The organism is Streptomyces sp. RKAG290 (genome assembly GCF_023701695.1).
In the GTDB taxonomy this organism is placed as follows: domain Bacteria; phylum Actinomycetota; class Actinomycetes; order Streptomycetales; family Streptomycetaceae; genus Streptomyces.
This window is the reverse complement of record NZ_JAJOZC010000001.1, coordinates 1,292,892-1,307,359: the sequence shown is the minus strand read 5'-3', so window position 1 is coordinate 1,307,359 and position 14,468 is coordinate 1,292,892. Positions and strand designations below refer to the sequence as shown.

The window sequence follows — 14,468 nt, the reverse complement described above, 5'->3', positions numbered from 1 at the left end:
GTCCGGTCGGCGGGCTTGCCGACTTGTTCATGAGGACGTGCCCGGAGCCTAAATGGTTCATGCCTGGAAGGGAACGTGATGTGCACGTCACTCCAACGAGGGATCGAACGTGTATGCGAGGCTGGACTAGTGTGAGGGTTCTCCGAGGGTGGCGTTACATCCGCTCTACCAGGCCTCGGTACCCTCTCAGCGGCGACCGAAGCCGAGCCCGTTACCCACTGGGCCCCAAATGAAATTCAGCGAGGAGCGAACCGCGTGACCGCCGATACGTCCGTGCCGTCCACTGCGCTGCTGACCGGAGCAGACCGAGACGGTTCCAACTACACCGCGCGGCACCTGCTCGTACTCGAGGGGCTCGAAGCGGTTCGCAAGCGCCCCGGGATGTACATCGGGTCCACCGACAGCCGCGGCCTCATGCACTGCCTCTGGGAGATCATCGACAATTCCGTCGATGAAGCTCTCGGCGGCTACTGCGATCACATCGAGGTCATCCTCCACGACGACGCCTCCGTCGAGGTCCGGGACAACGGCCGCGGCATCCCCGTCGACGTGGAACCCAAGACCGGCCTGTCCGGCATCGAGGTCGTGATGACCAAGCTGCACGCCGGCGGCAAGTTCGGCGGTGGCTCGTACTCCGCCTCCGGCGGTCTGCACGGTGTGGGTGCCTCCGTCGTCAACGCCCTCTCCGCCCGGCTCGACGTGGAGGTCGACCGCAACAGCGCGACCCACTCGATCAGCTTCCGGCGCGGGGTCCCGGGCATGTTCACCGAGCAGGGGCCGGACAGCCCCTTCGACCCGGCCAACGGGCTGCTCAAGGGCAAACGGGTCCCGAAGGCGCGTACCGGTACGAGGACGCGGTACTGGGCAGACCGGCAGATCTTCCTCAAGGACGCCAAGCTCAATCTGGAGACGCTCCACCAGCGGGCCCGCCAGACGGCCTTCCTCGTCCCCGGCCTCACGATCGTCGTGCGCGACGAGCGCGGCCTGGACGGCGAGGGCAAGACCGAGGAGACCTTCCGCTTCGACGGCGGGATCAGCGAGTTCTGCGAGTACCTCGCCCAGGACAAGGCTGTCTGCGACGTCATGCGGCTGACCGGGCAGGGCACCTTCAAGGAGACCGTGCCCGTCCTGGACGACCGCGGGCACATGACCGCGACCGAGGTCACCCGCGAGCTGGTCGTCGACATCGCCATGCGCTGGGGCACCGGGTACGACACCAACCTGAAGTCGTTCGTCAACATCATCGCCACCCCCAAGGGCGGCACGCATGTGTCCGGCTTCGAACGCTCCGTGACCAAGACGGTCAACGAGGTGCTCCGCTCGGCGAAGCTGCTGCGCGTGGCCGAGGACGACATCGTCAAGGACGATGCGCTGGAGGGCCTCACCGCGGTCGTCACCGTACGGCTGGCGGAGCCGCAGTTCGAGGGACAGACCAAGGAGGTGCTCGGCACCTCGGCGGCCAACCGGATCGTCGCCGGCGTCGTGGCCAAGGAACTCAAGGCGGTCCTGACCTCCACGAAGCGGGACGGGAAGGCCCAGGCCAGAGCGGTCCTGGAGAAGGCGGTGGCAGCCGCCCGTACCCGGATCGCGGCCCGCCAGCACAAGGACGCGCAGCGCCGCAAGACGGCTCTGGAGTCCTCCTCGCTGCCGGCGAAGCTCGCCGACTGCCGCAGCGACGACGTGGAGCGCAGCGAGCTGTTCATCGTGGAGGGCGACTCCGCGCTCGGCACCGCCAAGCTGGCCCGGAACAGCGAGTTCCAGGCGCTGCTGCCGATCCGCGGCAAGATCCTCAACGTTCAGAAGGCCTCTGTCTCCGACATGCTGAAGAACGCCGAGTGCGGCGCCATCATCCAGGTCATAGGGGCGGGGTCCGGTCGGACCTTCGACATCGACGCAGCCCGCTACGGCAAGATCGTTCTGCTGGTGGACGCCGACGTCGACGGCGCGCACATCCGCATCCTGCTGCTGACGCTCTTCCAGCGGTACATGCGGCCCATGGTCGAGGCGGGGCGGGTCTTCGCGGCCGTGCCCCCGCTGCACCGGATCGAGCTCGTCCAGCCGAAGAAGGGCCAGGACAAGTACATCTACACGTACTCGGACAACGAGCTGCGCCAGCGGCTGCTGGAACTCCAGCGCAAGAACGTCCGGTACAAGGACTCGATCCAGCGCTACAAGGGCCTCGGCGAGATGGACGCCGACCAGCTGGCGGAGACGACGATGGACCCGCGCTTCCGCACCCTGCGCCGGATCAACATCGGCGATCTGGAGTCGTCCGAGCAGGTCTTCGATCTGCTGATGGGCAACGAGGTGGCGCCCCGCAAGGAATTCATCACCAGCTCGGCAGCCACCCTGGACCGCTCGCGCATCGACGTCTGAGTCCGCGGCCCGTCCGGAGCCGTCGTCTCCACCCCTGGGTGGAGACGACGGCTCCACCCATGTTCAACCCCTGAGCCGATCCCCTGACCTGGACTTTTCCGTAGCGTCGGAGTCGTAGAACTTCCCGCGAATCGGAGGCGTCCATGTCCGGGCCGGTCAATGTCCTGGTGATCCTCGGGGTCATCGCTCTTGTGGTGGTCCGCCAGATCTCGGCGAGCCGGATCTCCGGCGACCGGCGCTGGTGGGTGCTGCCGGGCGTCCTGCTCGTCATGTCACTGCGCGAGCCCGGACTCGTGGACCACCATCACGAGACACTCTCCGTCGTCGTCCTGGGCGCCGAACTGGTCGTAGGGCTGGTCACGGGGGCCGCCTGGGGGTGGACGGCCCGGCTCTGGCGCGCGGAGGACGGCTCCGTCTGGAGCAAGGGGACCAAGGCCACCGTCTACGTCTGGACCGGGGGACTGGCGCTGCGGGCGGCTCTCTACGGGGTGGCCGCGGCGCTGGGCGTACATCAGGGCAGCCCCGCCCTGATGATGGCTCTGGCCGTGACGCTCCTGGTGCGCAGCGGGGTGCTGGCCCGTCGTGCCGCGGAGATACCGCCGTCGTACGGTGGCTCTGCTGACCGCACGCCGTCGGCGCCGGCATGGAAGGACCGTGTGTGACACCCGCTTCCTGGACGAGCTGGCCCTCGCGGGAGGCCCTCTCGCGGGACACCCGCAACCGCTCGCGGACCCTCATCGCATGGTCCGTACGGGCCGGGCTGCTCACCCTCATGCTCTGGGGGACCTTCACGGGCGGGCGGTTCGGGCCCTGGGAGATCATGGCGGGCCTGATCGGGGTACTCGGCTGTGCGGTGCTCGCGGTGGCCTTCTTCCGGGCCAGCCTGGAGAACCGTCTGTGGCCGTCCCTCGGGCTGCTCGCGGTCCTGATGCTGGCTGCCTTCGCGGCGCAGCAGGCCGGGGCCGGCGTGCCCGCGGCGGTGCTCTGGTGCGGCTGCGCAGTCACCGCGCTGGAGCGACTGCCGCTCTCGGCGGGGGTCCCGGCCACGGCGGTGGCACTCAGCGCCTACGCCGTCGTGAACACCGATGACTGGCTGACCACGGCCGTCACCACCGCGGGGCTCTGTCTCGCGGGTTACGTGCTCCGCCTGGACGCGGAGGCCCGCGGCAGTGCGCAGCGGCTGCTGACGCAGGAGCGGGCGGCCCGGGTGGCGGAGGCCGAAACGGCTGCTCTGGACGAGCGGTCCAGGATCGCCCGCGAGATCCACGACGTGCTCGCCCACAGCCTTTCCGCGCAGTTGGTGCATCTGGAGGCGGCGAGGCTGCTGATCGAGAGAGAGCCTGTGGGGGAGTTCCGGGACCAGGTCCTGCACCGGGTGGTGGCGGCCCGCTCCATGGCCCGTGAGGGCCTTGCGGAGACCCGCCAGGCGCTCTCCGCCCTGCGCGGCGAAGTGTCGCCGGTGGAGGACTTCCTGCGGCAGCTGGTGGCGGCCGAGCCGGCCGAGGTCCGGGTGGAGGGTGAACAGCGGACGCTGACCGCGGAGGCGTCGCAGACCGTCCGCCGGGTCGCGCAGGAGGCGCTGACCAATGTGCGCAAGCACGCGCCGGGGGCCCGGGTCCTGATCCGGCTGGAGTACCTGCCGGACGGGATCGCCCTGGAGGTAAGCGATTCGGGTGGGGGGAGTCCTGAGGGCGAGCTCGCTGTCAGTGGCTCCGGATACGGTCTGCTGGGGATGAGGGAGCGCGCCGAACTGCTGGGCGGCACGCTGGAGGCCGGCCCTGGCGAGGAGGGGTTCGTGGTGAGTCTGCGGGTGCCCGCGTGAGCGCGCGGGTGGTGGTGGCCGACGACCAGTCGGTGGTGCGTGAGGGAATCGTCATGCTGCTGGGCCTGTTGCCCGGCATCGAAGTGATCGGATCGGCCAAGGACGGCGAGGAGGCCGTGGCTCTCGTGGCCGAACTCTCCCCGGACGTGGTCCTGATGGATCTGCGGATGCCGCGCTGCGACGGTGTGGAGGCAACGCGCCGTATCCGCAGGGATTTCCCAGGCACCCAGGTCGTGGTGCTGACGACCTTCGCGGAGGACGATTCGCTCTTCCCCGCGCTCCGGGCGGGGGCTCGCGGCTATCTCACCAAGGACGCCGGGGGCGAGGAGATCGTGCGGGCCATCGAGGCCGTGCTCTCGGGTGAGGCCGGGCTCTCGCCCACCGTGCAGCGCCGACTGCTGGAACAGGTCAACACGGCCCCGTTGCCGGCCGACAGGACCGGTGAGCCGGACCAGCCCGACGGGATGACTCCCCGCGAGGTGGAGGTGCTCGTCCTGATCGCCGAGGGGATGTCCAACGCGGAGATCGCGCGCAGCCTGCACATCTCGCAGGCCACGGTGAAGAGCCACATCAACAACCTGTTCGCCAAGGCTGGGCTCCGCGACCGGGCCCAGGCGGTCCGCTATGCGTACGTTCGAGGGCTCGCACAGCCACCCCGAACATCCTTCACCTGAAGAGGTGAAGTCTCCTGATTGAAGTGCCCGGGATCTTCCCGATCTGCCCATTCTTGGGTACGCGGCCGAAACGGTCCGTGGACAAGGGGAGTTGTTCGGTGGAGAAGGAAGCAGGGCGCGAGGCCGCAGCGATGCGACTCGAAGACCCGTGGTACGACGCGCTGGCCTCCGGGTGGGGGGAACTGGACGGCACGGGAAGCTTTGCGCCTGCCGTGACTCCCGATTCCGTCGCTCCACAGCGCGGCCACAGCGCGGCGGACATCTATCTGGAGGTGCAGCGCAGCGAGGCCTTCCAGGAAGTGCGCCGCCGGTACCGGCGCTTCATCGTCCCCGCCATCCTCGCCTTCTTCGTCTGGTACCTCGCCTATGTCGTCACGGCGGTCACCGCGCCCGGCCTGATGGCGAGGCCGGTGGCCGGGGCGGTCAACGTCGCGATGGTCGCGGGACTCGGTCAGTTCCTCACGACGTTCCTGCTCACCGGGGCGTACGCGCGCCACGCACGGCTGCGCAGAGACCGGGCAGCTCTCGACCTGCGCTGGGAGACACAGGAGATGACGCGGGGGATCGGGCGTTGAGCGGCAATCACCAGACCCTGGCGCTCCTGCTGTTCAGCGCCTTCATCGCCGTGACACTCGGCATCACCACCTGGGTGAGCCGCAACCGGCACGGTTCGGCAGAGGAGTTCTACGCCGGCGGCCGGCTGTTCTCCCCCATGGAGAACGGCTTCGCCATCGCGGGCGACTACATGTCGGCCGCGTCCTTCCTCGGCATCTCGGGCCTGATCGCGCTCTTCGGGTACGACGGCATGCTCTACTCGGTCGGCTTCCTGGTCGCCTGGCTGGTCGTTCTGCTGCTCGTCGCCGAACTCGTCCGCAACTGCGGCCGGTTCACCCTCGCCGACGTGGTGGCGGCACGCATGGCGGAGCGTCCGGTCCGGATCGCGGCGGGCACGTCCTCCGTCACCGTGTCCGTGCTCTACCTGGTGGCGCAGATGGTCGGTGCGGGCAGCCTGGTGGCCCTGCTCCTGGGCGGGACGAGCGGCGCCGCCCGGTCCTGGACCGTCGTGGGCGTCGGGGCGCTCATGGTGATCTATGTGTCGCTCGGTGGCATGCGCGCGACGACCTGGATCCAGATCGTCAAGGCCGTCCTGCTGATGGCGGGCACGATCGTCCTCACCGTGCTCGTCCTCGTCCACTTCCACGGCAACGTCAACGAGCTGCTCAACTCCGCCGCGGACCGCAGCGGGTACGGCAAGAAGTTCCTCTCGCCCGGTCTCCGCTACGGCGGGAGCTGGACGGCTCGCGTCGACTTCATCAGTCTGGGGCTGGCCCTGGTGCTCGGCACGGCCGGGCTGCCGCACATCCTGTCGCGCTTCTACACCGTGCCGACCGCCCGGGCGGCACGCCGGTCGGTCGTCTGGTCCATCGGGCTGATCGGCAGCTTCTACCTGATGACGATCGTGCTCGGATTCGGGGCCGCGGCACTGGTCGGCTCGGCGGACGTCCGGGAGTCGAATCCCGCCGGGAACACCGCCGTTCCGCTGCTGGCGCTGGAGCTGGGCGGCGGCGAGGGATCCACCGGGGGAACGATTCTGTTCGCCGTGGTCGCCGCCGTGGCCTTCGCGACCATCCTCGCCGTCGTTGCCGGGATCACCCTCGCTTCGTCCGCGTCCGTGGCCCACGACCTCTACGCCTCGCTCCGGCGTCCGGGTTCCAAGCAGCACAGCGAGGTCGCCGTGGCCCGGGTCGCCGCTGCGGGGATCGGGGTGGCCGCCATCGGGCTGGGTCTGCTCGCCCAGGATCTGAATGTGGCGTTCCTGGTGGGTCTGGCCTTCGCAGTCGCCGCGTCGGCGAACCTGCCGGTGCTGCTCTTCTCGCTGTTCTGGCGGAACTTCACCACGCGCGGGGCGGTCTGGTCCGTCTACGGAGGCCTGATCCCGGCCGTGCTGCTCGTCGTCTTCTCGCCGGTGGTCTCCGGCAGCGCCACCTCGCTCTTCCCCGGCGTCGACTTCCAGCTCTTCCCCCTGGAGAACCCGGCCTGGTCTCCATCCCGCTGGGATTCCTGGCCGGCTGGATCGGCACGGTCACCTCGGCCGAACCGCCGGACGCCGCGAAGCACGCGGAGACCGAGGTACGTGCGCTGACCGGAGCCGGCGCCGTGTGAGGGGCCCTGGGGCGGGCTGGCCGGAGCCGCCCCGGTGGGTTCCGGCTCACCCGCTCACTGGCCGGTCCTGGCCTCCGCTCGCGCGTGGCGCGGGATTCCCGCCCACCGACCGGTGCCGGCCGTCCCACCGACCGCTGGACACAGCTCATGCCCAGGTTCAGGCCGGCGCCGCCCGTGGCGAGCTGGTCAGGCCCGTCGCTCAGCTGCGGGGGCCGTCGGCGGCGCCCCAGGCGTAGCGGTGTTCGGGGCGTCCCGTCTCGCCGTACCGCAAGGTCAGACGCACCCGCCCGGACCGTTCCAGCAGCTTCAGGTAGCGCTGGGCGGTCTGCCGGCTCATTCCGGCGCTCTCCGCGACCTCCTGCGCGGAGAGCGGGCCGTCGGCGCTGCGCAGCGCCTTTCGGACCAGTTCCGCCGTGGTCGTCGAATGGCCCTTGGGCAGGTCGGGCTCGCCCGCTGTCCACAGGGCGCCGAAGAGCCGGTCAACCTCACCCTGCTCGGCCTCGCCGCCGCTCTCCAGGGTGTGCCGCAAGGCGGCGTAGGCCTCCAGCTTGGTGCGCAGCCCCGCGTAGGTGAACGGCTTCACCAGGTACTGCAGGGCGCCCTGGCGCATGGCCTCCTGGACCGTGGCGACGTCACGCGCGGCCGTCACCATGATCACGTCGGTACGGTGGCCGAGCGCGCGCAGCTCGCGCACCACGGCCAGACCGGTGCGGTCCGGCATGTAGTGGTCCAGCAGGATCAGGTCCACGGGGCGTTCCTCGACCGCGGCCAGGGCGTCGGCGGCGCTGTGTGCCTGGGCGGCCACCCGGAATCCGGCCACCTTCGACACGTAGGCGGCGTTGATCCGCGCCACGCGGACGTCGTCGTCGACGATCAGTACCTCGATCACTGAGCCACTCCCGCCTTGTCGGATTCCGCTTCGGTCATGGCCTCCGGCAGTACCACGGTGAACTCGGCGCCGCCCTCGTCCGCCGCGCCCACCACCGCGCTGCCGCCCTGCCGCTCGGCAAGCCGCCGCACCAGCGCGAGCCCCAGGCCCCGCTTGCCGTGCGCAGGCAGTTCCTTGGTCGACCAGCCCTCGGTGAAGATCGGTTCACGCTGTCCGGGAGGGACACCGGGACCGCTGTCCCGGACCCGCAGCACCACCGTACGGGCCTCCGCGAGCAGCTCCACCTCGATCAGGGCGTCCTCCGATCCGGCCGCCGCGTCCAGCGCGTTGTCGACCAGGTTGCCCACGATCGTGACGAGTCCGCGCGGGTCCACCAGCCGGTCGGGCAGCAGCGTGCCGGGAGCCATGCGCAGTGCGACGCCGCGCTCCGCGGCCACTGTCGCCTTGCCGACCAGCAATGCGGCCAGCAGCGGGTCACGTACCTTCTCGGTGACCTGTTCGGCGGTGGCGCGGTGGACGCCGACGACCTCGGTGACGAACTCCCGCGCGTCCTCGTGCAGCTCCAGCTCCAGCAGGCCGAGGAGGGTGTGCAGCCGGTTGGCGTGCTCGTGGTCCTGGGCGCGCAGGGCGTCGATCAGTCCTCGGGTGGAGTCGAGCTCGCGGCCGAGATGTTCGAGCTCCGTGCGGTCGCGGAGGGTGACGACGGCGCCTCCGTCGGCCGTAGGCATCCGGTTGGCCAGCAGCACCCGGTTGCCGCGCACCGCCAGCAGGTCCTCGCCCGCCACCTCCCCGGTCAGCACATCGGCGGTCCGTCCCGCGCCGAGCACATCGGTCAGCTCTCTGCCCGACACCTCGGGTCCGAGCCCGAGGAGCCGCTGCGCCTCGTCGTTCAGCAGGCGGATGCGGCCGGTCCGGTCGAGCGCGACGACGCCCTCCCGGATGCTGTGCAACATCGCCTCGCGCTCCGTCAGCAGTGCGGTGATGTCGGAGAATCCCAGGTCATGGGTCTGCCGCTGCAGGCGCCGGGAGATCAGATACGCGGCCAGCGCCCCCACGGCCAGTGCTCCTCCCGCGTAGGCGAACAGCCCGGGAACGGCCGCGAGGAGCCGGGCGCGGACACTGTCGTACGCGATTCCGACCGAGACGGCGCCCGCGATCCGCCCCGAGGCGTCGCGCAGCGGCACCTTGCCCCGGGCCGAGCGTCCGAGCGTGCCGCTGTCGATCTCCATGACGTTCCCGCCCGCCAGCGCCGCTCCGGGGTCGGTGGAGACGACCTTGCCGATCCGGCTGCGGTCCGGGTGCGACCACCGCACCCCGTGCCGGTCCATCACGACGACGTACTCGGCGCCCGTGGCACGCCTGATGCGCTCCGCAGCCGACTGGACCGGCCCGAGGGGGGCCGGGTCGGTGCTGAGGAGCGATTCGGCGACCTGCGGCTGGGCGGCCGTGCTCTGCGCGATCGCGAGCGCCCGGCGCATCGCCTGGTCGTCGAGTTGTGCGCTGAGGGGTGCCAGAAAGAGGCCGGTGGCTAGTACGGTGACGCCGGTGGCGATGGCCAGCTGCATCAGCAGTACCTGCGAGAAGACCCGCTGGGGCCAGCCGAGCCGACGCGGCTTCCTGGCGGTGGGCGGTGGGGCGCTCATCGTAGAGACGGTAGAGGGCATTCCGGTGCTTTCCGAAATTCGTCTCGTTTCCAGCTCCACGCAATCCGCTTGCGCTTCTTGCGCTAATCTTGCGCACATGACGCGACGACTTGCTCAGGTGGCACAGAAGGTGGGAGTCAGCGAGGCCACGGTCAGCCGGGTGCTCAACGGCAAGCCAGGAGTCTCCGACGCCACGCGGCAGGCCGTCCTGTCCGCACTGGACGTACTCGGATACGAACGGCCGACCCAGCTGCGCGGCGAGCGGGCCCGGCTGGTCGGGCTGGTCCTGCCCGAGCTGCAGAACCCGATCTTCCCCGCCTTCGCCGAGGTGGTCGGCGGTGCGCTCGCCCAGCAGGGCCTGACGCCCGTCCTGTGCACCCAGACCAAGGGCGGCGTCTCCGAGGCGGACTACGTCGAGCTGCTCCTGCAGCAGCAGGTCTCGGGCGTGGTCTTCGCCGGCGGCCTCTACGCCCAGGCCGACGCCCCGCACGATCACTACAAGGTGCTGGCCGACCGTAAGATCCCCGTCGTCCTGATCAACGCCGCCATAGCCCATCTCGGCTTCCCCTGCGTCTCCTGCGACGACTCCGTGGCCGTCGAGCAGGCGTGGCGCCACCTGGTCTCGCTGGGCCACGAGCGGATCGGTCTGGTGCTCGGCCCCTCGGACCACATGCCTTCGCAGCGCAAGCTGGCCGCGGCCAGGGTGCTCGCCGAGGAGTCGGGTACGACCATCCCGGACGAGTGGGTCGCCAGGGCGATGTTCTCGCTCGAGGGCGGGCAGGCCGCCGCGATGCGGCTGCTGGACCAGGGCGTCACCGGCTTCATCTGCGCCAGCGACCCGCTCGCGCTCGGGGCGGTCCGCGCGGCCCGCCGCCGCGGCCTCTCGGTGCCTGCCGACGTCTCCGTCGTCGGGTACGACGACTCGGCGTTCATGAACTGCACCGAGCCGCCGCTGACCACCGTCCGCCAGCCGATCGAGGCCATGGGCCGCGCCGCGGTCGAGCTGCTCTCCGTGCAGATCGGAGGCCGTACCGTGCCGTCCGACGAGCTGCTCTTCGAGCCCGAGCTCGTGGTGCGCGGCTCCACGGCCCAGCCGCCGCGCAGCGCTTCCCGCTGAGGGTCGGTTATTTGCGCCTCACGAACCGTCTATTGCGGCGGTGAATCCGTCGCGCCGGGCAGCGGCTGAGGCGGCCGCGGCCCGGTGTACCGGCCGAGGGGACGCATCCGCAGCGGGCGTTCCCCGTACTCCTCCAGGGCATGCGCGATCCAGCCCGCGGTGCGTGAGACCGCGAACACGGTCTCGCCCGCCTCCGCATCCATGCCCGAGGAGACCGAGAGCACGGCGAGCGCCAGATCGACGTTGGCGTGCAGCGGGGCGTGCCGCGCGGTCGTGCTCACCACGTCACGGGCCGCGGCCAGCGCCGGCGCCGCCCCGGGGATCTCCGCGAGCAGGGCGAACAGCCCTGCGGCCCGCGGGTCCTCGCCGGTGTACAGCCGATGGCCCAGCCCCGGTACCTGGCGCCCGGCGCGGAGGTGGTCCGCGACCACCGGGGCCGCTCCGCCCCTTTCCAGCACCTCCGCCAGCATCCGGTGCGCCAGTCCGCTGGCCGCCCCGTGCAGTGGCCCCTCCAGGACTCCGAGCCCCGCCGAGACCACCGCGTACGGATGGGCGCGGGCGGATGCCGCGACCCGGGCCGCCAGGGTGGACGCGGCCAGGTCATGGTCGATCAGCAGCCCCAGTGCGGTGTCCAGCACGCCGAGTGACGCCTCGTCGGCCGGCTGAGCGGTGAGCTTCGGCCACAGCTGACGTGCCAGCCCGACGCCGGACGCCCCGTCCGCGGCATCCGGGGCGAGAGCCCCGGCGGACGCCTCCGCACCCCCGTCCCCGCCCGCCGTCGGCAGGGCCGCGACCAGGGTCGGGATCAGGCTCCGGGCGCCGCCCAGCACCGCCTCGCGCGACAGGTCGAAACGCAGCGGATCCGCCGCGGCCGCGGCGACCACAGCCACCCGCAGCCGGTCCGTCGAACCGGCGTGCGCCGGCAGCGCGCCGACCGTCCGGCGGGCCGCGGCCAGCGCCTCGGCTGGCGCCGCGAAACGCATGCCAGGCCGCAGCTCACCCGTCCAGAGCCACTCGGCGACCTCCTCGTACGCGTACCGCAGGGCCAGCTCCGCGGCATCCACGCCCCGGAAGTAGTAGCGGTCGCTCTCGATGAGGGTGATGCCGGTCCGGACGGCCGGCTCACCGGCGGGGGAGCAGGGCTCCCTGCGTCCCGTGCGCCGCGCCAGGGCATCGACCTCCGTCGCGTCGAACGTGCTGCCGCGTCCGCCGGGCGCGCGGTTGCTGCTCAGCTGCCCACGGCTCACGTACGCATACACCGTCTCGGGTTTCACTCCCAGGCGCTCGGCCGTCTCCCGGGTGGTGAGCCGCTGCGGCGCGGACTTCGAACCGCCACCCTCGTCGCCTGCTTGATCCGTCATGCTGCCCACCGTATCCATATTGATTCAATCAATATTGACAGATCTCTAGTCAAGCATGGACAGTCGAATCAATGTCAAGAGTCACCGGAACCCAGAGGTCACCGGAATGTCCGTGGAGGAAGCAATGACGACCATGACCGGCGGAACCCCGCTCGACGTCCCCCGAGGCCTCGCGGGCGTCGTCGTCACCGACACCGCCCTCGGCGATGTCCGAGGCCGCGAAGGCTTCTACCACTACCGCCAGTACTCGGCGATCGAACTGGCCGGGACCCGCAGCTTCGAGGACGTCTGGTACCTGATGACCGAGGGCGAGCTGCCCGGCGCGGCCGCCCGTGCCGACTTCGCCGCCCGCACCGCCGCACTGCGCCGGCTGCCCGCCGAGGTGCGTGACGCCCTGCCCGCCATAGCTCGCGCGGGCGCCGTCTCCGGTCCCCTCGCGGGGCTGCGCACGGCGCTCTCCCTGCTCGGCGCGTCGGCGGGCTTCCGGCCGGTGTACGACATCCCTGCGGAGCGGCGCCGCGCTGACGCCCTGACCGCCTGCGCCGCGGTACCCACCGTGCTCACCGCCCTGTACCGGCTCGGTCAGGGCCTCGAACCGGTGGAGCCCCGCGACGACCTGCCGTACGCGGCCAACTACCTGTACATGCTCACCGGTTCGGTGCCGGACGCAGCCCGGGTCAGGGCCGTCGAGCAGTACCTGATCTCCACCGTCGACCACGGCTTCAACGCCTCCACCTTCACCGGCCGGGTCGTCGCCTCCACCGGCGCGGACATCGCCGCATGCCTGGTGGCCGCTGTCGGCGCGCTCTCCGGACCCCTGCACGGCGGTGCGCCGAGCCGGGCCCTCGACACCCTGGACGCCATCGGGACCCCCGACCGCATCGACGGCTGGATCCGCGAGCGGGTGCTCGCAGGCGACCGGATCATGGGCTTCGGGCACCCGGTCTACCGCACCGAGGACCCGCGCTCACGGATGCTGCGTGGCATCGCGCAGAGCTTCGGGGGCCCGCTCGTCGACTTCGCCGTGGAGGTGGAACGGCAGGTCGAGGCGATTCTCGCGGAGCTGAAGCCCGGGCGGGAACTGCACACCAACGTGGAGTTCTACGCCGGAGTGGTCATGGAGCTGTGCGGGCTGCCGCGTGAGATGTTCACGCCGACGTTCTGCGCAGCGCGGGTGGTCGGCTGGAGCGCCAATATCCTGGAGCAGGCGGAGGACTCCAAGATCATCCGCCCGGCGGCCCGCTACATCGGTCCGCCGCCCCCGCAGCCGGTCCCGGCAGCCTGAGGTCCCCCGGAAAGGCCCCCGTTGAACGCGTCGTCCCCGCCCCGCAGCCGGCAGATCCCGGTCATCGTCCTCGCAGGATTCCTGGGATCCGGCAAGACGACACTGCTCAACCACCTGCTGCGGCATCGCGCGGGAAACCGGATCGGCGTGATCGTCAACGATTTCGGATCCATCGAGATCGACGCGATGACCGTCGCGGGACAGGTCGGCTCGACGGTCTCGCTCGGCGGCGGCTGTCTGTGCTGTGCGGTCGACGCGAGCGAGCTCGACACCTACCTGGAGACCCTGACCAGGCCCGCCGCCCGCCTCGATGTGATCGTCATCGAGGCGAGCGGGCTCGCCGAGCCCCAGGAACTCGTGCGGATGCTGCTGGCCAGCGACAACCCGCACATCGTGTACGGCGGACTGGTCGAGGTGGTCGATGCCGCCGAGTTCGCCGCCACCCGCGCACGCCACCCGGAGATCGACCGTCATCTGGCCGTCGCCGACCTCGTCGTGCTGAACAAGACGGACCGGGCCGGTGAGCAGGAGCGGCTGCGCATCAGGGAAGCCGTCGCGGCGACCGGCAGCGGGGCGGCCGTCGTCCCCGCCACGTACGGACGCATCGACCCCGAGCTGCTCTTCGATCCGGCCCTGCGGCCCGACGGCGAGGAGAAGGCGCGCCAGCTCACCTTCGAGGACCTGTATCTGGAGGAGCGGGCGGCGGCCTCCGGGGAGCGGCACGGGGACCATCTGCACACGGCGTACGAGAGCGTCGACTTCACCTCCGACGTGCCCATGGACCCCCGCAGGCTGATGGAGTTCCTCGACTCCCGCCCCGAGGGCCTCTACCGGATCAAGGGCCATGTCGACTTCGGCGCGGCCGACCCGGCCAACACCTATCCGGTGCACGCCGTCGGCAGGTTCCTGCGGTTCGCCCCGCAGCCCTGGACGCGTGGCGAACCACGGCTGACCCGTCTCGTGCTGATCGGCTCGGGTATCGACGCGACCGCGCTGCACAAGCGGTTGGAGGAGTGCTGCAGCGAGCCGCTGCCGGGCGACACAGCGCAGGACGCCGCACACGAGCGATCCATGTGGGGCGTCCTGCGGTACGTGCAGCAGCCCGGCGACGACGCCGCGTAGCCGCCGCGAGCCGGGC

At 70.8% G+C, this 14,468-nt stretch carries 11 protein-coding genes and 1 pseudogene; 9 read left to right on the top strand and 3 right to left on the bottom strand.

Annotation, left to right across the window (positions count from 1 at the left end; genetic code table 11):
- Positions 1-255: 255 nt before the first annotated feature.
- The 6 genes and pseudogenes from LNW71_RS05620 to LNW71_RS05595 all read left to right on the top strand — a co-directional run bounded on the left by LNW71_RS05620 (position 256) and on the right by LNW71_RS05595 (position 7,035).
- A complete protein-coding gene (locus LNW71_RS05620) occupies positions 256-2,376 on the top strand; it encodes a DNA topoisomerase IV subunit B (RefSeq protein ID WP_250967228.1) in 2,121 nt (706 codons plus the stop codon).
- A gap of 143 nt (positions 2,377-2,519) precedes the next feature.
- Positions 2,520-3,038, top strand: a complete 519-nt coding sequence (locus tag LNW71_RS05615) for a DUF1453 domain-containing protein (protein ID WP_250967227.1) — start codon at positions 2,520-2,522, stop codon at positions 3,036-3,038.
- Positions 3,035-4,198, top strand: a complete 1,164-nt coding sequence (locus tag LNW71_RS05610) for a histidine kinase (RefSeq protein ID WP_250967226.1) — start codon at positions 3,035-3,037, stop codon at positions 4,196-4,198. The genes LNW71_RS05615 and LNW71_RS05610 overlap by 4 nt, the downstream gene beginning before the upstream one ends.
- Positions 4,195-4,872 carry a response regulator transcription factor gene (locus LNW71_RS05605; protein ID WP_250967225.1) on the top strand — a complete coding sequence of 226 codons (678 nt, stop codon included), beginning with the start codon at positions 4,195-4,197 and terminating at the stop codon, positions 4,870-4,872. The genes LNW71_RS05610 and LNW71_RS05605 overlap by 4 nt, the downstream gene beginning before the upstream one ends.
- A gap of 131 nt (positions 4,873-5,003) precedes the next feature.
- On the top strand, positions 5,004-5,447 hold the full coding sequence (locus LNW71_RS05600) for a DUF485 domain-containing protein (RefSeq protein ID WP_250971905.1): 444 nt from the start codon (positions 5,004-5,006) through the stop codon (positions 5,445-5,447).
- Positions 5,444-7,035 (top strand): annotated as a pseudogene (locus LNW71_RS05595) (cation acetate symporter). The gene LNW71_RS05600 and the pseudogene LNW71_RS05595 overlap by 4 nt, the downstream one beginning before the upstream one ends.
- 199 nt (positions 7,036-7,234) lie before the next feature.
- Here LNW71_RS05595 and LNW71_RS05590 read toward each other — a convergent pair.
- The gene (locus LNW71_RS05590) at positions 7,235-7,924 is read right to left on the bottom strand and encodes a response regulator (RefSeq protein WP_250967224.1); all 690 of its coding nucleotides are present in this window, start codon (positions 7,922-7,924) and stop codon (positions 7,235-7,237) included.
- A complete protein-coding gene (locus LNW71_RS05585; protein WP_250967223.1) occupies positions 7,921-9,567 on the bottom strand; it encodes a sensor histidine kinase in 1,647 nt (548 codons plus the stop codon). Before LNW71_RS05585 ends, LNW71_RS05590 begins: the two co-directional genes overlap by 4 nt.
- Before the next feature lie 97 nt (positions 9,568-9,664).
- On the opposite strand from LNW71_RS05585, the gene LNW71_RS05580 reads away from it, so the two are divergent.
- Positions 9,665-10,684, top strand: coding sequence for a LacI family DNA-binding transcriptional regulator (locus tag LNW71_RS05580; protein ID WP_250967222.1), 1,020 nt, complete (start codon positions 9,665-9,667; stop codon positions 10,682-10,684).
- Positions 10,685-10,713: 29 nt separating this feature from the next.
- On the opposite strand, the gene LNW71_RS05575 is transcribed toward LNW71_RS05580, so the two are convergent.
- On the bottom strand, positions 10,714-12,045 hold the full coding sequence (locus LNW71_RS05575) for a citrate synthase (RefSeq protein WP_250967221.1): 1,332 nt from the start codon (positions 12,043-12,045) through the stop codon (positions 10,714-10,716).
- Between the two features lie 124 nt (positions 12,046-12,169).
- Here LNW71_RS05575 and LNW71_RS05570 point away from each other — a divergent pair, with 124 nt between their 5' ends.
- Positions 12,170-13,330: a citrate synthase/methylcitrate synthase gene (locus LNW71_RS05570; protein WP_250967220.1), complete on the top strand. Its 1,161-nt coding sequence runs from the start codon at positions 12,170-12,172 to the stop codon at positions 13,328-13,330.
- Between the two features lie 21 nt (positions 13,331-13,351).
- A complete protein-coding gene (locus tag LNW71_RS05565; protein ID WP_250967219.1) occupies positions 13,352-14,452 on the top strand; it encodes a GTP-binding protein in 1,101 nt (366 codons plus the stop codon).
- The last annotated feature ends 16 nt before the right edge of the window (positions 14,453-14,468 follow it).

Coding starts and splice junctions, on each gene's coding strand:
- LNW71_RS05615 (WP_250967227.1), top strand. CDS start 2,520: ATGTCCGGGCCGGTCAATGTCCTGGTGATCCTCGGGGTCATCGCTCTT.
- LNW71_RS05600 (WP_250971905.1), top strand. CDS start 5,004: ATGCGACTCGAAGACCCGTGGTACGACGCGCTGGCCTCCGGGTGGGGG.
- LNW71_RS05585 (WP_250967223.1), bottom strand. CDS start 9,567: ATGAGCGCCCCACCGCCCACCGCCAGGAAGCCGCGTCGGCTCGGCTGG.
- LNW71_RS05580 (WP_250967222.1), top strand. CDS start 9,665: ATGACGCGACGACTTGCTCAGGTGGCACAGAAGGTGGGAGTCAGCGAG.
- LNW71_RS05575 (WP_250967221.1), bottom strand. CDS start 12,045: ATGACGGATCAAGCAGGCGACGAGGGTGGCGGTTCGAAGTCCGCGCCG.
- LNW71_RS05570 (WP_250967220.1), top strand. CDS start 12,170: ATGACGACCATGACCGGCGGAACCCCGCTCGACGTCCCCCGAGGCCTC.